This is a genomic window from Caloramator sp. Dgby_cultured_2 (assembly GCF_028872215.1).
Classification (GTDB): Bacteria; Bacillota; Clostridia; order Clostridiales; family Caloramatoraceae; genus Caloramator; species Caloramator australicus.
This window is the reverse complement of record NZ_CP118396.1, coordinates 575,347-592,079: the sequence shown is the minus strand read 5'-3', so window position 1 is coordinate 592,079 and position 16,733 is coordinate 575,347. Positions and strand designations below refer to the sequence as shown.

At 32.3% G+C, this 16,733-nt stretch carries 19 protein-coding genes and 5 pseudogenes; 6 read left to right on the top strand and 18 right to left on the bottom strand.

Going from position 1 to position 16,733, the window contains the following annotated elements:
- The first annotated feature begins 274 nt into the window (after positions 1-274).
- A pseudogene (locus tag PWK10_RS19410) lies at positions 275-1,147 on the top strand (spore photoproduct lyase family protein).
- Between the two features lie 9 nt (positions 1,148-1,156).
- On the opposite strand, the gene PWK10_RS03910 reads toward PWK10_RS19410, so the two are convergent.
- From PWK10_RS03910 to PWK10_RS03900, 3 genes are read right to left on the bottom strand one after another with little or no spacing between them, the layout of a single operon-like run.
- Positions 1,157-1,975: an MFS transporter gene (locus PWK10_RS03910; protein WP_274767437.1), complete on the bottom strand. Its 819-nt coding sequence runs from the start codon at positions 1,973-1,975 to the stop codon at positions 1,157-1,159.
- Positions 1,976-1,977: 2 nt separating this feature from the next.
- Positions 1,978-2,283 (bottom strand): MFS transporter, encoded by a 306-nt coding sequence (locus PWK10_RS03905; protein ID WP_274767436.1) that lies wholly within the window; start codon positions 2,281-2,283, stop codon positions 1,978-1,980.
- A complete protein-coding gene (locus tag PWK10_RS03900) occupies positions 2,280-2,414 on the bottom strand; it encodes a hypothetical protein (protein ID WP_274767435.1) in 135 nt (44 codons plus the stop codon). The genes PWK10_RS03905 and PWK10_RS03900 overlap by 4 nt, the downstream gene beginning before the upstream one ends.
- A 387-nt stretch (positions 2,415-2,801) precedes the next feature.
- Here PWK10_RS03900 and PWK10_RS03895 point away from each other — a divergent pair.
- The 5 genes and pseudogenes from PWK10_RS03895 (at position 2,802) to PWK10_RS03875 (ending at position 7,416) form a co-directional block, all read left to right on the top strand.
- A pseudogene (locus PWK10_RS03895) lies at positions 2,802-3,951 on the top strand (ABC transporter substrate-binding protein).
- 43 nt (positions 3,952-3,994) lie between these two features.
- A complete protein-coding gene (locus PWK10_RS03890; protein ID WP_274767434.1) occupies positions 3,995-4,888 on the top strand; it encodes a branched-chain amino acid ABC transporter permease in 894 nt (297 codons plus the stop codon).
- 3 nt (positions 4,889-4,891) lie between these two features.
- Positions 4,892-5,965 carry a branched-chain amino acid ABC transporter permease gene (locus tag PWK10_RS03885; protein ID WP_274767433.1) on the top strand — a complete coding sequence of 358 codons (1,074 nt, stop codon included), beginning with the start codon at positions 4,892-4,894 and terminating at the stop codon, positions 5,963-5,965.
- Positions 5,946-6,716, top strand: a complete 771-nt coding sequence (locus PWK10_RS03880) for an ABC transporter ATP-binding protein (RefSeq protein WP_274767432.1) — start codon at positions 5,946-5,948, stop codon at positions 6,714-6,716. Before PWK10_RS03885 ends, PWK10_RS03880 begins: the two co-directional genes overlap by 20 nt.
- Complete coding sequence (locus PWK10_RS03875) at positions 6,709-7,416, top strand: ABC transporter ATP-binding protein (RefSeq protein ID WP_274767431.1); 708 nt, start codon at positions 6,709-6,711, stop codon at positions 7,414-7,416. Before PWK10_RS03880 ends, PWK10_RS03875 begins: the two co-directional genes overlap by 8 nt.
- Before the next feature lie 50 nt (positions 7,417-7,466).
- Here the strand turns inward: PWK10_RS03875 and PWK10_RS03870 are convergent, their stop codons facing one another.
- The 15 genes and pseudogenes from PWK10_RS03870 to PWK10_RS03795 all read right to left on the bottom strand — a co-directional run bounded on the left by PWK10_RS03870 (position 7,467) and on the right by PWK10_RS03795 (position 16,655).
- Positions 7,467-7,949, bottom strand: coding sequence for a 4Fe-4S binding protein (locus PWK10_RS03870; RefSeq protein ID WP_274767430.1), 483 nt, complete (start codon positions 7,947-7,949; stop codon positions 7,467-7,469).
- An 11-nt stretch (positions 7,950-7,960) separates the two neighbouring features.
- A pseudogene (locus PWK10_RS03865) lies at positions 7,961-8,679 on the bottom strand (NADH-quinone oxidoreductase subunit D-related protein).
- Positions 8,680-9,104: 425 nt separating this feature from the next.
- Positions 9,105-9,590, bottom strand: coding sequence for an NADH-quinone oxidoreductase subunit C (locus PWK10_RS03855; RefSeq protein WP_274767427.1), 486 nt, complete (start codon positions 9,588-9,590; stop codon positions 9,105-9,107).
- A gap of 29 nt (positions 9,591-9,619) precedes the next feature.
- Positions 9,620-10,102: pseudogene (gene nuoB / locus PWK10_RS03850) on the bottom strand (NADH-quinone oxidoreductase subunit NuoB); the annotation flags it as partial.
- Positions 10,103-10,218: 116 nt separating this feature from the next.
- Positions 10,219-11,039, bottom strand: a pseudogene (locus PWK10_RS03845) (respiratory chain complex I subunit 1 family protein).
- 59 nt (positions 11,040-11,098) lie between these two features.
- Positions 11,099-11,755, bottom strand: coding sequence for a hypothetical protein (locus PWK10_RS03840; RefSeq protein WP_274767425.1), 657 nt, complete (start codon positions 11,753-11,755; stop codon positions 11,099-11,101).
- Positions 11,752-12,651 carry a proton-conducting transporter transmembrane domain-containing protein gene (locus PWK10_RS03835; RefSeq protein WP_274767424.1) on the bottom strand — a complete coding sequence of 300 codons (900 nt, stop codon included), beginning with the start codon at positions 12,649-12,651 and terminating at the stop codon, positions 11,752-11,754. The genes PWK10_RS03840 and PWK10_RS03835 overlap by 4 nt, the downstream gene beginning before the upstream one ends.
- A 67-nt stretch (positions 12,652-12,718) precedes the next feature.
- Positions 12,719-12,970: a hypothetical protein gene (locus PWK10_RS03830; protein ID WP_274767423.1), complete on the bottom strand. Its 252-nt coding sequence runs from the start codon at positions 12,968-12,970 to the stop codon at positions 12,719-12,721.
- A gap of 10 nt (positions 12,971-12,980) precedes the next feature.
- On the bottom strand, positions 12,981-14,387 hold the full coding sequence (locus tag PWK10_RS03825; RefSeq protein WP_274767422.1) for a complex I subunit 5 family protein: 1,407 nt from the start codon (positions 14,385-14,387) through the stop codon (positions 12,981-12,983).
- A 49-nt stretch (positions 14,388-14,436) separates the two neighbouring features.
- Positions 14,437-14,799, bottom strand: coding sequence for a sodium:proton antiporter (locus PWK10_RS03820; protein WP_008908956.1), 363 nt, complete (start codon positions 14,797-14,799; stop codon positions 14,437-14,439).
- Positions 14,800-14,801: 2 nt separating this feature from the next.
- A complete protein-coding gene (locus PWK10_RS03815; protein ID WP_008908955.1) occupies positions 14,802-15,545 on the bottom strand; it encodes an MnhB domain-containing protein in 744 nt (247 codons plus the stop codon).
- On the bottom strand, positions 15,535-15,780 hold the full coding sequence (locus PWK10_RS03810; protein ID WP_008908954.1) for a Na(+)/H(+) antiporter subunit B: 246 nt from the start codon (positions 15,778-15,780) through the stop codon (positions 15,535-15,537). The genes PWK10_RS03815 and PWK10_RS03810 overlap by 11 nt, the downstream gene beginning before the upstream one ends.
- Position 15,781: 1 nt before the next feature.
- Complete coding sequence (gene mnhG, locus PWK10_RS03805) at positions 15,782-16,096, bottom strand: monovalent cation/H(+) antiporter subunit G (RefSeq protein WP_274767421.1); 315 nt, start codon at positions 16,094-16,096, stop codon at positions 15,782-15,784.
- A 2-nt stretch (positions 16,097-16,098) separates the two neighbouring features.
- Positions 16,099-16,347: a monovalent cation/H+ antiporter complex subunit F gene (locus PWK10_RS03800; RefSeq protein ID WP_008908952.1), complete on the bottom strand. Its 249-nt coding sequence runs from the start codon at positions 16,345-16,347 to the stop codon at positions 16,099-16,101.
- A complete protein-coding gene (locus PWK10_RS03795; protein WP_274767420.1) occupies positions 16,344-16,655 on the bottom strand; it encodes a Na+/H+ antiporter subunit E in 312 nt (103 codons plus the stop codon). The genes PWK10_RS03800 and PWK10_RS03795 overlap by 4 nt, the downstream gene beginning before the upstream one ends.
- Positions 16,656-16,733: the final 78 nt, after the last annotated feature.

Genomic DNA, 16,733 nt, shown 5'->3' with positions numbered 1-16,733 from the left:
AGCCTCCAAATAAAAATTCTCCTTATTTATTTAATTCTACAATTTCTCTTAAATTCCTTTCCAATTTTATATAATTTTTTATCATAACTTACATTATTTTATTATTTTTTACAAAAATAATAATAGGTGATATACATGAAAAAGTTTATTCCTTCTCAAATATTTGTTGAAAAAGAAGCTTTAAATTATAGTTTAACATACGAAATCCTAAAAAAGCAGAAAACTTAAATATTCCAATAATTGAAGATAGCTTTAATAAAAAGACAAAAAATCTATCCGAGCAAGAATTTTTGCATATTCCAAAAGAACAATAATCCTTGGTATAAGCAAAAATAAAAAGCTAGACTCCTGTAAGCCATCGGCAGACTTCCAATTTTCATTAGTTTCAGGCTGCCCCGGCACTTGTGAATACTGTTATCTTCAGACAAAACATGCTGCTTCACCACATATTAAAATATTTGTAAACATAAATGAGATCCTTGATAACATTCAAGGGTATATAGATGAAAGCAAGCCCAATATTACCACCTTTGAACTTGCCAGCACCAGCGACCCTATATCAGTAGAACATCTAACTGGTTCTGTTGCAAGAACCGTTGAATTTTTTCAAAACAAGAATTCGGAAAGCTAAGATTAGTTACTAAATTTTCAAACATCGACTCATTATTAAACGTAAATCATAACAAAAAACTAAAATAAGGTTTAGCATAAATACTGATTATATTATTAAAACCTATGAACATAATACAGATAATCTGCAAGAAAGGTTGGATGCCGCAGCAAAAATTTTTAAAGCAGATTATGATACAGGGTTTATAATTGCCCCGATTTTCATATATGATGGATGGAAAAAGGATTATGAAGATATGCTAATTAATTTATACAACAAATTAGATGGTTTTTCAAATAGCAATTTAACATTTGAACTAATCCAATATAGGTTTACACTAAAATCAAAAGATATAATACTTAAGCGTTTTCCTAAAACTAAACTTGATTTAAACGAGGAAACTAGATTAAAAAATGGGGGCCCTATGGATATTATAAATATGTATATCCTAAAGAAATATCATCAGAAATAAAGCAGTATTTTTATGATAAGATAAAACAATATTTCCCTAATTCAACAATAGAATACTTTACGTAAAACTTAAGCCTAGCTTGGTTTGCTAGGCATGTATTCTTTTATATTTTTCACAACAAACGATATTCCATATGAAGCTAAATAAAAAATTAGACTCATCAAAAATGGTAAAGCAGGATTAATTTTATACAGCCATCCCGCAAAGTATCCTGCCGGGGCAGAAAACAATGAAATAAGGCCTTGACCAGCTGCGAAAATTTTAGCCCTTTCCTCTTCTCCAATTACATTGCTCCATAAGGTTTCCCTAAATGTTATTGTTATAATATTACCTGAAGCTGTTAGAATAGTGCTAAAAGCAAGTAATAGATAATTCTTGGGTTTTACTAACAAAAATAGCAAAATTCCTAGTCCATTTAATAGCAAACCTAAAGATAAACTACTTGCCTCGCCTTTTTGGGTCAGACACTTCATAAATATAAAATATGTAATTAAATAAATGATAGCCGAAAGTCCTGGAACTAATGATGTTAATGACTCTTTTATGCCTATGATATCCTTTAGATATATCGATTGATAAAATAAAAATGAATTCTGCAAATATGTAAATAGCATAATTAAAAATACTAGAAAAGTTAATTTATTTGTAAAAAAGTAAACCATAGCTTCTTTATAATCCGTAATCTTTTCACTTAAAGAAAGATTATTATGCTTTTTAATTAATTCCATGCCAATTCTAGTTTCAGTTGTCATTTTATTTCTTCCAACAAACATCAAAGTCATGCTAATAAATCCTAAAAAATATATCAACCTCATTGCTAATGTTATTCCAAATCTATTCACCAAAATCCCTGCTAAAGGTGCAAAAATACCGGAAGCTAAATTTATTATCATAATTAGGCTAAAAAGTAAACCCTCTTATCTTCAATAGTATCCTCAATTGCAAGGCATGTCCATGAAGTATATGATATTTTATGTAATGAATTTAATAAAGCTGCCACTAAAAAGAACCAAAAATTTTGTGAAATTGCCCATATAAACATTACCAAACTCCAAGAGATTAAATCAAAAATAAGCGTAGTTTTTCTTCTGCCATATTTATCAGTTATTGGACCAGCAACAAAAGATGTTAAAATCATTAAAGCAGCTCCTATTGAATTTATTAAACCCATCTGAAGTTCATTTACACCTAAGCTTTTCATATATAATGGCTGATAAAAAATATCATTCCACCAAATATAGCCCACATTGGTTCAAAAATAATACAAGCATAGGCATTGCCTTCTAAATTACCAAGAATTTTATATTTAAAATAATCTTTAATTTTTTTCATATCTATCATCCCCCAATCCCACAAACATTATATTCATATTATAACAAAATTAAAATTATTTTAACATTTATAACTTTAATAAAAGTAATAAAAAGCTCTATTTCAAATAATAATTGAATATAAGGCATCACAAAAATTAAAGTTAAATATTTGTAATACATCATTTATTGTTTATAATATACTATTGAAATAATTTATATTCTGAATTTTAATTTTCTATAAACTTTGATTGCATTTTTACTTAATTTTATATTAAAATTTAAATATAAGTGTTAATAAAATTCATTTTTTATAATATTTCTAAAATTATAAATTTTTCGACATGTTTTTTAGATGTTTGAATCGAATATTCAAACATCTTTAGAAAAATTAAAAAGGGGGATGTTTATGAAAAAACTTCTTTCAGCCGCTCTATGTCTATTTTTACTTATTTCTCTTTTATCTGGATGTTCCAAACAATCCAGCTCCAACAACGACGTAATAAAGATTGGAGTATTTGAACCTATAACAGGGGCAAATGCTGCAGGTGGACAACTTGAGGTTGAAGGTGTAAAACTTGCTAACAAGCTATATCCAGAAGTTCTTGGTAAAAAGGTTGAACTCGTTATAGCCGACAATAAATCTGATAAAGTTGAAGCAGCAAATGCAGCAGCAAGATTAGTTGAACAAGAAAAGGTTACTGCAATCATTGGTAGTTGGGGCAGCTCCCTTTCAATGGCAGCTGGCGATATTGTCCGCAATGCAAAGATACCAGCTGTAGGTGCATCCTGCACAAATCCTTTAGTTACTAAAGGAAATGATTTTTATTTTAGAGTTTGTTTTATAGATCCATTCCAAGGAACTGTTATGGCTAATTATGCTTTCAAAAACTTAATGCTAGAAAGGCTGCTATAATTCAAGAAGTTTCAAACGATTATGCAGTAGGTCTTGCTAAATTCTTCCAAGATGCCTTTAAAAAATTAACAGGCGACGAAAACTGCATAGTTGCAATAGCAAATTATAATACAGGTGACCAGGACTTCAGTGCTCAGCTAACAACAATAAAAGAAAAAATCCTGATGTAATTTTTGCACCAGGTAATTTTACTGAGTCTGCATTAATAATCAAACAAGCACGCCAACTAGGAATTAAGACACCTTTCATCGGCGGGGATACTTGGGAGACACCTGAGTTTATAACAATAGGTGGAAGTGCAGTTGAAGGTGCTGTATTTTCAACATTCTTTACTTCAGAAAAGCCAATTACGAAAGAGTCTGAAAAGTTCTTAACAGAATACAGGAAAGAATACAATAAAGAACCTGCAGCCGTAACAGCATTAGGATATGATGCTTATATTTTGATACTCGATGCAATAAAAAGAGCTAACTCAACAGAACCAGAAAAAATAAGAGATGCTATAGCACAAACAAAAGGATTCGAAGGTGCTGCTGGAATAATAACTCTCGATGAAAATGGAGATGCTGTTAAAAATGCTGTTATTAAGGTTGTTAAGGACGGCAAATTCACTTATCTAGATACAATTGAACCAGAAAAATAAAAAATCCCCCATTATTGGGGGATTTTTAGAAGGTGGTGTGTATATGGGTTTAGATACTTTTTTCCAACATCTTGCTAACGGTATTTCTCTTGGTAGTCTTTACGCTCTAATTGCAATTGGATATACAATGGTTTATGGAATATTAAGGCTAATAAATTTTGCCCATGGTGATATATTCATGATGGCAACTTATTTTGCCTTTTATACTATCTTAATATTCCACGTCCCATGGTATTTTTCATTCATCATTGCAATAGTATTTACATCATTATTAGGTATAAGTATTGAAGCTGCTGCGTATAAACCTTTGAGGGATGCTCCCAAAATATCTGTTTTAATATCTGCTATCGGTGCTTCATTTTTACTTGAAAATTTGGCAATAGTCCTTTTTGGAGGAGTTCCAAAACCCTTCCCAACCCCAAATATATTGACTGATATGGTAAATATTAAGGGAGTCATGATTCAAAAATTAACCTTCTATATTCCAATAATAACAATTGTATTACTTATAATCCTGGCTTATTTGATAAATAAAACAAAGAGTGGTATGGCTATGAGGGCCCTTTCAAAGGATATAGAAACATCAAAACTAATGGGTATAGATGTAAACAAAACAATTTCCTTTACCTTTGGTCTTGGGTCAGCTTTAGCTGCCGTCGGCGGTATTATGTGGGCTTTAAAATTCCCTCAAATACAACCGCTTATGGGAGTTATGCCAGGTCTTAAATGCTTCATTGCTGCTGTTATAGGAGGAATTGGTAATATTACAGGTGCAGTTATTGGGGGTTTTATTTTAGGTATTATTGAAATACTTTTAGTCGCTTTTCTGCCAAGTCTAACTGGTTATAGGGATGCAATAGCTTTTGTATTGCTTATATTAATTTTGCTGTTCAAACCTACTGGAATCATGGGAGAAAAAATTTCAGAGAAGGTGTGAAATATGAAAAAGAATATATTTAAAATTCTAATATTCTTGATTTTATATTTTCTTGTTATCGCAATTGCTCAGAATACCCTTGATGCATTTAAATTAAGAATATTAAATTTATGTGCTATATATACGATTTTGGGACTGAGCATGAATTTAATAAACGGTTTTACTGGGCAATTTTCACTTGGACATGCAGGTTTTATGGCAATAGGTGCCTATACAACTGCTCTTCTTACTATGAAACCAGAAGTAAAAGAACAAATATTTTATATGAAACCATTGATATACCCACTTAATTCTATCTCAATGCCATTTTTACCAGCTCTTTTAATAGGTGGAGTGTTGGCTGCAGTTGTAGGATATCTAATTGGAGCACCTGCATTAAAATTAAAAGGTGACTACCTTGCAATAGCAACTTTGGGCTTTTCTGAAATAATAAGGGTATTAATTACAAACGCCCAAAGCATAACTAATGGTGCATTAGGAATTAAAGGAATACCTTCATATACAAATCTATATTGGAGTTATGGCTTAGGGCTTATAACAGTAATATTTATGTTTAAGCTTATAAATTGTAGCTACGGTAGAGCCTTTAAAGCAATTAGAGAAGATGAAATAGCAGCTGAAAATATGGGAATTAATCTATTTAAACATAAAATAATGGCCTTCACGATAGGTTCCTTCTTAGCAGGAATTGGTGGAGGATTATTAGGAAATTTATTAGGAACGATTGATCCACTTATGTTTAGGTTCTTTTTAACTTTCAACATACTTTTAATTATAGTGCTTGGAGGTATGGGAAGTATTTCAGGAACTATAATAGCTGCCTTTGTAATAACAATAGCAGGTGAAGCCTTGCGTTTCTTGGATAAAGAAATAAATTTAATATTCGTTAGAATACCAGGTATTCCTGGTCTTAGGATGGTTGTTTTTTCAGCTTTATTGATGATTGTAGTTTTATTCTATAGAAATGGATTATTGGGTAATGAAGAATTATCTTGGGATAAGATAAAAACTTTTTTCAAAAACATAAAAAAGCCTTTTAACAAAGGAGGTAACCTCCATGGCTCTGTTAAAAACTGATAAGGTTACAATGAAATTCGGAGGGCTTACTGCTGTAAAAGACTTTAACATAACAGTAAATAAAGGTCAAATTGTTGCTCTTATTGGACCAAATGGTGCCGGAAAAACAACTTGTTTTAATATAATTACAGGTGTGTATAGCCCTACTGAAGGCAAGGTATATTTTGACGAAAAAGATATAACTGGTCTAAGGCCGGATCAAATAACTAAATTAGGTATCGCTAGAACCTTTCAAAACATAAGGCTTTTTAAAAACTTAAGTGTTCTTGATAATGTTTTAATAGCTAATCACCTTCATATAAAATCTAATATTTTTGAAGCTGTTTTAAACTTAAGTAAATACATAAAAGAAGAAAGGAATATGATAGATAATTCATTGGAATTATTAAAAATGCTAGGACTAGAGAAATATAAAAATGAAAAGGCAAGCTCACTCCCATATGGGTTACAAAGAAGATTGGAAATAGCAAGAGCACTTGCCACAAATCCTAAACTTCTTCTCCTTGATGAGCCTGCAGCTGGAATGAATCCTAAAGAAACAGAAGAATTGAATGAATTTATATTAAATATTAAAGAGAAATTCTCTTTAACTGTCCTTTTAATAGAGCATCACATGCAGGTAGTTATGGGTATATCAGAAAAAATATATGTTTTAGATTATGGGACAACCATAGCAGAAGGAACTCCAAATGAAATTCAGAATAACCCTAAAGTTATTGAGGCTTATTTGGGGGTGAGTGAAGGTGCTTAAAATAGAAAATCTTTGTGTAAACTATGGTGGAATTGAAGCTTTAAAGGGAATTAATTTTGAGGTTAAGGAAGGTCAAATAGTTACCCTTATTGGTGCTAATGGTGCAGGCAAAAGCACTACTCTTCGAGCAATAGTAGGATTGGTCAAATCAAGATCAGGTAACATCTACTTTAATGATATTAACCTCTTAAAACTGAATACCCAAGAGATAGTAAGAAGGGGTATAACGTTAGTTCCGGAAGGAAGAAGAATATTCCCTAACTTAACGGTATTAGAAAATTTAAAAATTGGAGCCTTTATAAGGAATGATAAAGAAATAGATAATGATATTAAATGGGTCTTTGAGCTTTTTCCAAGGCTTAAAGAAAGAACATGGCAGCTTGCTGGAACGCTTTCAGGTGGTGAACAACAAATGCTTGCTGTCGGTAGAGCCCTTATGTCAAGGCCTAAACTATTAATGATGGACGAACCGTCCTTAGGTCTTGCCCCTATAATCGTTAAGGAAATATTCGAAATAATCAAAGAAATAAGAAAGCAAGGGGTAACGATACTTTTAATTGAGCAGAATGCCAATGCTGCCTTAAAAATTGCCGACTATGGATATGTTCTTGAAACAGGTAAAATAACAATGCAAGGTTCTGGAAATGAATTGCTTCAAAATGAAGAAGTTAAAACTGCATACCTTGGTAAAACAAGCTAAAGGAGAGATAAAGGGCTGTCTTTAATAAACAGCCCTTTTTAAACCCTAACCTAACACCTTTTAGCTTTTCCAGTATTATATCCAATGTCATCTCCTAGTTTTTCATCCGGCATTATTCTGAATTTATCTTTTACAAATTCAACCTCATCTTTAGCTGATAATGATTTTACTGTCTTGATTTTATAAATATAATGTCTTGACATTTTAAGTGAATTTGTTGGACAAACATCCACACAAAAGGCACAGAAGCTGCATCTGCCATAATCAACTACAGGCTTTTTTATTGCTCTGCCTTGTTCGTTTTGTCCAATTATCTTCATTTCTATTGCATCAAAGGGACATATTCTTTGACAGGCTGCACATCCAACGCATTTTTCTAAATCATTTGTATGAAGTCCCCTATAATTCGGTGAAACTCCTTCCTTTGGGAAAACCCTTAAAATTTCCTTTGGATATTTTATTGTCATAGGTCTTTTAAAGAGATTTTTAAGGGTTGTCAAAGGAGAATACACGCTCTTATCTCCTAATGCCATAGTTTTCCCTCCTACTTATCTATATCAGGTGGACAAATCGCTAACGAACCCATCCATGCTGCAACATCATCGATCTTCATCTTTGGAAGATGTTTTTGTGCAAGTAAAAGTCCTGCTGGAAGTGATGGACCTCTTACTGCAACTCTATAGGGCTTCATTCCCCCATCAGAAACCACATAATATCCAAATTCTCCCTTTGATGATTCAACTTTAGCATAGGCTTCTCCTTTTGGAACCTTTAACATAGCTAAATTTCCAAGGTTCAGCCTTACTTCGCCTTCAGGCATAAGCTTTAATGCTTGTCTAATTAACTTTATTGTTTCCTCGAATTCAATTCTAACTTGAACCGCTCTAGTTAATGCATCTCCGCCCTCTTGTGTTATTAATTTTACATCAAGATACGAATAAGCTGCATAAGGGTCATCAACCCTTACATCATACGGATTACCCGAAGCTCTTAAATTGGGACCTGTAAGGCCAAATCTTACGGCATCTTCCTTTGATACATAGCCAAGTCCCTTCAATCTTTTATGGACAATTGGGTTCTCAAATAAAATCTTATCGTATTCTATTAATCTTTTTCAAGATGATCAAGAACTTTATTTAATCTATCCACCCATCCTGCAGGCAAATCATTTCTTACTCCTCCAGGAATATTGAATATATGATAAATTCTTGCTCCTGTAAGCCATTCAAAAAGATCAAGAATTAAATCTCTATCAGCAGTCATAATATACATCGGAGTATAAAGACCAAGTGCTGCGCCTAAAGCCCCCATTCCCATAAGGAAAGAAGTTAATCTGCTCATCTCAAGGGTAATTGTTCTTATGAATTTTGCTCTATCAGGGATCTCAATTCCCATAATTTTTTCTATTGCTGTGCAGTAAGCAACTTCATTAGGATCAGGATCAACTACGCATATTCTTGGAACAAGTGCAATGTTTTGAACCCAAAGTTTTTGTTCCATCAACTTTTCAAATCCTCTATGGAGCTGTCCTGCATTAGGTCTTACCTTTACTATTTCTGTTCCAATCATTTCAAGAACATATCCAAAATTACCATGCATTCCAGGATGATTTGGACCAAAGAAAAGCTCATAAACAGCTAAATCATCCTTTTCAGCTATTTTAGTTAGCATATAAGATGGCGCATCCATTACTTGTCACCTCCATTTGGCTTAGCATCAAAAAGCCTAATTGAAAATTCCCTTGTGTCAAAATCCTTCCTTAGCGGTGGAATATCCAGCCAATTTTCAAGGAAAAGAGGTGACAAATCCTTATTTCCTTCAAATACTATGCCAAAGAATTCATGGACCTCTTGTTCATAAAATTGAGCCTGTTCCCATAGATCAACTATCGTTGGTATTTTAGGATCATTTCTATCTATTCTAACCTTATTTAATACATGAACTTTATTTGTATATGACCAAACATGATAAACAAGTTCAAATTCGCCTTCATCTATAAAATCAACTGCATTTATGAAGGAAAGATGGTCAAATCCTATTGATTTTAAGTATACAAGATGATTTATTAAGTTTTCCTTATTTACAATCACACTTATTTGTGTAGGATAAAGGTTATTAACCTCGAGACCTCTTTGTTTTAATAAATCTATTATTTGTTCTTTGCTAAGCTTCATAATTTCCCTCCAATTTCATTATTGGGTAATTATTCAATGCTTGTTGCTGCTTCTTCATTTTGAATTAATTTTTCACCCAATATAGGATAAGTTTTTCTTAATACCCTATCCTGATTTGCCTTGTAATACTCATAATTTTCCTTATACTTTTTGTATGCCCCAGCTTCTCCCGATTGAATCATCTTCATAAGCGTTTGTAGAGCATCCATAACAGCTTCTGGTCTTGGCATGCATCCTGATACTGTTATATCCACTGGAATATACTCTGCTAAATTCGTAATTGTATTATATGAATCCCAATAAATTCCACCATTAACTGTGCATGATCCAAATGCTAAAACCCATTTAGGTTCTGGCATTTGTTCATAGGTTCTTATAATTCTTTTTAATGTTTTAACAGAAACATACCCTGTAACAAGAAGAACATCTGCTTGTCTTGGCGTTGCCATAGGTCCTATACCAAATCTTTCAACATCCCACCTGGATGTCATAGTTGGTGGTAACTCCACCGCACCACAGCCCGTTCAGTAGTGAAGCATCCATATAGACCTTTGCCTAAAGAAATCTATTACATTTTCAATACAACTTCTTTTCTTTTCAACCTTTAATTCTTCCATGGTATCGCCTCCTAGAATACTATCAAAACAAGCTGAAGTAATGCTATGCTCATAGGAACTGTCCAAAGGAACTTTACAGCTTGTTCAATCTTAAATCTTGGGAAAACCGCCTCTATTATAACAGTAATAAGATATATTTCAAATTGTTTTAAAACAAATGTAAATATATTTGAAGCTCCTCCCATAAATAGATTTACAATTATTGCAGTTTCTACGAATATTGAAACCGCATGGGTTAAAAAGGCCAAACCTAAATATTTACCGCTAAGTTCAACCATAGGCCCTGATGCAATTTCTGCAGGTGCTATCATAGCATCAAAGGGCTTTTCTCCCATCATAGCTTGAAGTGCAATTTCTGCAGCTATAAATCCCAACGGGAATTTAATCATATTCCAATTTAAAATTGAGCCTGCTTGGCTGTTTGCAATAAGTTCTAAAGACGATGTCCCATTAATTATTATCAGCCCTAGCATAACTGTAAAAATGGAACCTCATAGCCTAACATCATGGTAAGAGCACGGGATACTCCAATTGTAGCATTAGGATTTCCGCTTGCTGCTACAGCCATCGCCATACCAAGATAACCTATTGCCATAAGATACATAATAACTATAAGGTTAGAACTTGTTTTTATAGCTGTATGCCCAGCAATTGGAACAAAAAGCATTGTTGCAACAAGTCCAGCAAGGGACATTACCATTCCAAGGTCCATAACAAAATTATGTGTAATTGATTTTCTTGAAAATAATTTACCTACGTCTAAAAATGCTTGATAAAATGGTGGTCCAAGTCTTAATTGAATTCTTGCAATAATCTTTCTACCGATACCCATAAAGAGAAGTCCTATAAATATTGCAAAGAAACCAAACAAAAATACTCTTAAAATTTCTATCATATAATCCAACCTCCTAGTATTAGTAGGAGAACACCTATACTAAAGAGCAATACTGCTCCTTCTCCTCTTCTAAATAATCCTTGAACTGTAGCGCTCATATACTCAAAATTTCTTCCTATGCTTGCGAAAAATTCATCGATGGATATTTTTTCAAGCAATGGTTCAAACATTTCCTTAAATGGTTGGTAAAATGAATATGAATAATTGAATCTATCAGCATTTACTCCCCATTCCTCTGGATATTCGCCACCAGTATAATTGTCCTCCTGTGGGACTGTTTCTGATTTATTTCCAAGAATATACATTATTGCTGAAATTACAAAACCTCCAAGGAAGATTAAGAATACCAAGGTTAAGTCTATCGTCGAATTTTTAAGTGCTCCCTCAAGACTTGTCCATGAGGCAATATTAACATTATATCCAACCGCTCTTAAAGCTGTTGTTAATGGTTTCATAACAACTCCTGGAACTACTCCAATTAAAAGCATCCCAATCATCATTATTATCATAGGAATTAGCATTGTTAGTGGAACTTCCTTAATATCCTTAAATCTATCTGGAAGTTGCCCTAGAAATATTGAAGCTAATGCTCTAAATAGATACATAAATGCACCAGTTGATGCAAATATCATTGCAATAGCAAAAATAATCATTTTTGTGACATGAGAGCCTGTATTATCATCCATTTTGATCCAAATCCATTTAGAGGAGGAATTCCAGCTGCTGCAATAATTCCTAATAAGAATGTTAAGAAAGTTATAGGCATTCTATATACAAGCCCACCAAGTTTATGCATTTCGCTTTCGCCAGTTCTAAAAATTACCGCCGCAAGAGTTAAAAATATAGCTGCCTTTAAAACCATATGATTTACTGCATGAAAAAGAGCTCCTTCAAATCCAACAATATTCATTGATGCAAATCCTAATAATATATATCCCATATTAGCTACAGATGAGTAAGCAAATAGCTTTTTCATATCAGTTTGGAATATAGCTAAGATAGTTCCTAATACAGCACTAATGGCACCTAAATATCCAACGAAATATTGAATCCAGTTTGCAGTATTTAAAATCTTTGATAAGTCTAAACTTCCAACAACAGGAACAATAAACATTGCTATTGGGTAAATTCCGTATTTAATCATAACTGAAGACATGAAAGTTATATAATCTTCTGGTCCAACAGCATAAACTTTAGATGGCCACATGTAAAATGGGAAAATAGCCGATTTAATAAAAAAGGCAAACAATAGTAACATAATAGCTGCTATTGATAAAGCTTTTTCAGAATAGAAAACTTGAACTAATCCATAAGCCGAAGCAAATATTTCAAAGGAACCTGTAAGAGCACCTAACAATATTATTCCGATCAACATTGAAGAAGCACCAAGTAAAGATAAAACAAGGTAATACTTAGCCTCATTTAAAGCTTTATCTCTACCATTAGTTATGGCAAAGAAGGATGTCCATCCCATAAGTTCCCACATCATAAAAAACGTAATCCAATCTGCAGCAAAGAAAATTCCAAGATTAGAAAATATTATAAGCATCCAAATCGGTGCTACGTTTTCCTTTGTTTTTGATTAAATCCAAGTGAAAAAACAGAAATTACAAGAGTTATGACAGCTGAAAAAAGGCAAAATACCATCCAAGTGGATTATTGGAAAGTGTAAAACTTAACTTTGCTCCAAACAATTCATAGTTTGTATATATTGTTTTTTCTATTTCCCACTTCCCAAACAAAGTCCAAAGTTTTAATAAAATATATAAATTTGAAATTAAAAATAGAGGCCAAACAACCTTCTTATTTCTAATGAATATAGCTAATAAAAATGCTGTCACAAGAGGAATGATAAAGATTTCCACCATATTCCCTACCTCACTTCAATGATAAAATTAATTTAATATATTTTTCAGGGGACTTTATTTCATCCATCAAAAACGAAATAATATTTTCAAATGAATCTGGGTTAATTCCAATAAATAAAATTACTAACGCTAAGATCATAGGCAATAAACAATAAACTCTTGATATCCTTCCTTCCCTTTCATGTCCTTGGCTAAAAAATGTGTGGGAAATCCTAAGATAATATACTCCTTCTATGACCGACGCTATTAAAATTAATACAGCTCCGATCAATTCAAGTTTACCAGAAAAAATCGCATTTCCTATGATAGAAATTTTACCCCAAAATCCTGCGAAAAATGGAATACCCATAAGGCTTAAAGCTGAAATAGTAAAGGAAATTGCTAAAACAGGATATCTTCTTCCTAGTCCCTTCATATCTAGGTAGTTTGTACTTCCTGAAACTTTCGAAAATTCATTTACTGTTAAAAACATTACAAATTTAGCAAGATAATTTGATATAACGATATAGAGAACCCCTTTCAAGGCATCAAAGCTTCCTAAACTAATTCCAAACAAAACTATTCCAAGTTGAGCCATTGATGAAAAAGCTAAAATCTTTTTCATATTTTTTTCCGTTAAAGCACCAATTTCTCCGATAATAACCGTAACAAAAGCAAATAACATTAAAATAGATGATAAATTCCCACTTAAAGTTAACTTCCCTGTTTCTTTAGAAAAAACCATTAAAAGTATTCTTAAAACTCCATATATTCCAGCTGTTCCAAGCATTCCATGAATAAAAAGATTTACAGAAGTCTTAGAAGCTTCATAGGCCTTTACAACCCACATATTAAATGGGAATATTTTTAGTTCAACTAATAGGCTCGATATATATAGGATTAAAATTAAACTTAAAGATGCTTCATTTAGATTATTTACCTTATTGGCTATATCGGCAAAATTCAAAGTCCCAAGTGTTTTATATATAAGCCCAATGGCTGCTAAGCTAAATATTGATGCAGTAGACGATAAGATTAAATATTTTAATGCTGCACCCGTCGATAGCCTGTCTCTTTTATATGATATAAGGCCTGCCACTGCAAAGGTTGAAAGCTCTATAAATAAGAAAAAATTAAATAGATCTCCAGTTAAAACAATTCCATTTGTTGAAGATAAAAGAACAAAATAAAATGAATAAAATTGATATTCCATTATTTCTCTTACTGACGTTAACGCTAATAAAGCTGCAACATTTACCAATACTAAAAAGAATATAGTCAAATCAGTTACAGCAAAATTTATGCCATAAGGTGCTCTCCATCCTCCAATTGCAACATTAAAAGGAATTTTCCCGCTAAATAGAATCAATATTGAAAAGATAATATTAAATAATGTCACTATATATGCTAATATCTTATCGTTCTTTCCCAAAAACAAAGATAAAAATGCTGCAATAAGAGGGATTACTATTAAAAAACTATACTATTCATATATTAACCCCCTCTTCTTCCTCTGATGCTCTAATTGATAATGAGTTGTGATTATATCTATATCTTATTGCAAGAGCTAAAGAAAAGGCTGTTGTTCCAAGGCCAATTACAATTGAAGTTAGAACTAAAGCCTGCGGAACAGGGTCAACCATCTTTGTAAGATTCATTATGCTTTCATTTGAAGTTAAAATTGGGACAATCCCATTTTCAACATAACCAAAGGCAACCAAAAGAAGGTTGATTCCAGTCTCCATTATGTTTAATGCTATCAATATTTTTACTATATTTTTTCTCGTTAAAACTCCAAATAATCCTATAAACAACAATGAAATAGAAGATAAAATAAATAGTTGTGCCATAATCAACACTCCTCATAAAATTCAAAATAAATATTTGAAAGTTCAGCTGCAACTTTAAAAGCTATAAGACCATAAAATATTGGAATCAATCCTGCAGAAAATAAATCACCTATTCTATCATTCAATATAAAATTCTGAAAGAAATTACCGGTTATTACAAAGCTTGCAATTCCTAAACTAAATATCGAGATTCCAGCTACTGCTTCAATTATTTTTAATGTCTTTTGACTTAGTGTTTTTCTGCCTGCTAAAACTCCAATTAATACTGCAGTAGATATTATAGCCCCCGCTGGGAATCCACCACCTGGTGAAAGATGCCCATTTACAAACATATATCCTCCAATCATTAGCATTAAAATCATAAGAATAGGTGCCCATCTGTTTAAAATAGTTGTAGGTTTTATGATCTTTCTTTTATCCTTTGGAATCACAAAACCAAAACCTAATATCGTTACAAATAAAACTATAACTTCAAGGGTCGTATCAAACAATCTATAATCAACAACAACCGAAGTTACTATATTAGCAGAAGTATTTTCAGCAGTCCCTCCCCAAACATATTTACTCTCTTCTTTAATAACGTTTTTGTTCATAAACCTGTCGGCAACCCTCATCTGAGGAGTAATATTATCGGTTATTTTTATTCCTTTTCCTGTATCCATTGAAACTTTATAAATATAAAATCCAATTACTGAAAGGATAAGTAGAGCAACTATATTTATAAATAATGACCTTTCATCTCTCATCTTTCCTATCCTCCAATTTCTTATAAGTGAATATAAAAAGTGCAGTTGTAATTCCTGAGCCTATAGCAGCTTCTGTTATAGCCACATCAGGTGCCTGCATCAATAGGAACATTACTGAGGAAGACAATGAAACTATACCAAAAACAACTATTGCTTTAAATAAATCATCCGTTAAAAGCGCCCATAAAGAGCCAAAAGCCATAATAAAAGCAATTATTAAACCTAAGTAATACACTCTATTCACCATCCTTTAAAAAGGCATTTTCCTTCAAATAGAAATTTCCCTTATTGTGTCTAAGTGCTGCTTTACAAATAGCATGGGATGCTATTGGTGAAGAAAACAAGAAAAACAGTGCCATTATTATAAGCTTTGGAGCCCATTCAGGTTTTAAAATAGAAAATCCTACAAATAATGAAACAATACCTAAAGTTGATGCTTTGGTTCCAGCTTGAGATTGATTTAATGCATCTGGCATTCTATAAATTCCAAGACCTGCCAAGAACAAGAACACCGCTCCAATTAAACAAAATATCCATCCTAAAATCTCCATAATCAAATTCCTCCCTCAAGGTATCGAGCAATTGCAACAACTCCAACAAAGGATAGAAGTCCATAAACTAGCGCTACATCCAATAACAAACTATTATCATTGGTAAAGGAAAAAATAACAATTATAGCAGAGGTTATAGTTGTTAAAACATCGATTGCAACTACTCTACTTTCTATTGACTTTCCCTTAATCAACCTAAAAATTCCAAGGACCATCCCAAGTAAAGATAAAACTAATATAAATGTAATCATTCTTCAAAAGCCTCCTTTAACAACCTTTCAAAGGGCCCTTTAAGATCTTCAATATTTGCTACCTTGTCCCCCTCAACCACATGAATAAACAAAGAATCATCCACAAGCTCTACGGAAATTGTTCCAGGGGTTAGGGTTATAGAATTAGCCAAAATGGCCTTTGCAATAGGTGACTTTAACTCAGTTTTTAACTTTAAAACTTTTGGAGATATAGGTAATGAAGGAGTCAATACAATTTTGGCCATATTAAGATTTGCCTTTACTAATTCAACCAAGAACACCAAAAAATATTTAAAAAGATAAAACAAAGTTTTTAACTTAAATTTTTTGCATCTTTATTGTAAAATATAGTAAGCAAAGAAATGCAGAAAGATAAAATAGTCCCA

What these genes read in the sequence shown, in the direction of transcription:
- PWK10_RS03830 (WP_274767423.1), bottom strand. Translation starts at nt 12,970, where the DNA reads ATGGTGGAAATCTTTATCATTCCTCTTGTGACAGCATTTTTATTAGCT.
- PWK10_RS03855 (WP_274767427.1), bottom strand. Translation starts at nt 9,590, where the DNA reads ATGAAGCTTAGCAAAGAACAAATAATAGATTTATTAAAACAAAGAGGT.
- PWK10_RS03815 (WP_008908955.1), bottom strand. Translation starts at nt 15,545, where the DNA reads ATGAGAGATGAAAGGTCATTATTTATAAATATAGTTGCTCTACTTATC.
- PWK10_RS03885 (WP_274767433.1), top strand. Translation starts at nt 4,892, where the DNA reads ATGAAAAAGAATATATTTAAAATTCTAATATTCTTGATTTTATATTTT.
- PWK10_RS03840 (WP_274767425.1), bottom strand. Translation starts at nt 11,755, where the DNA reads ATGATTATTTTTGCTATTGCAATGATATTTGCATCAACTGGTGCATTT.
- PWK10_RS03900 (WP_274767435.1), bottom strand. Translation starts at nt 2,414, where the DNA reads ATGAAAAAAATTAAAGATTATTTTAAATATAAAATTCTTGGTAATTTA.
- PWK10_RS03800 (WP_008908952.1), bottom strand. Translation starts at nt 16,347, where the DNA reads ATGATTACATTTATATTAGTTTTATCTTTACTTGGGATGGTCCTTGGA.
- PWK10_RS03910 (WP_274767437.1), bottom strand. Translation starts at nt 1,975, where the DNA reads ATGATAATAAATTTAGCTTCCGGTATTTTTGCACCTTTAGCAGGGATT.
- PWK10_RS03820 (WP_008908956.1), bottom strand. Translation starts at nt 14,799, where the DNA reads ATGGCACAACTATTTATTTTATCTTCTATTTCATTGTTGTTTATAGGA.
- PWK10_RS03870 (WP_274767430.1), bottom strand. Translation starts at nt 7,949, where the DNA reads ATGGCATTAGGAGATAAGAGCGTGTATTCTCCTTTGACAACCCTTAAA.
- PWK10_RS03890 (WP_274767434.1), top strand. Translation starts at nt 3,995, where the DNA reads ATGGGTTTAGATACTTTTTTCCAACATCTTGCTAACGGTATTTCTCTT.
- mnhG (WP_274767421.1), bottom strand. Translation starts at nt 16,096, where the DNA reads ATGGAGATTTTAGGATGGATATTTTGTTTAATTGGAGCGGTGTTCTTG.
- PWK10_RS03835 (WP_274767424.1), bottom strand. Translation starts at nt 12,651, where the DNA reads ATGCTTATAATATTTTCTAATCTTGGAATTTTCTTTGCTGCAGATTGG.
- PWK10_RS03880 (WP_274767432.1), top strand. Translation starts at nt 5,946, where the DNA reads ATGGCTCTGTTAAAAACTGATAAGGTTACAATGAAATTCGGAGGGCTT.
- PWK10_RS03905 (WP_274767436.1), bottom strand. Translation starts at nt 2,283, where the DNA reads ATGAAAAGCTTAGGTGTAAATGAACTTCAGATGGGTTTAATAAATTCA.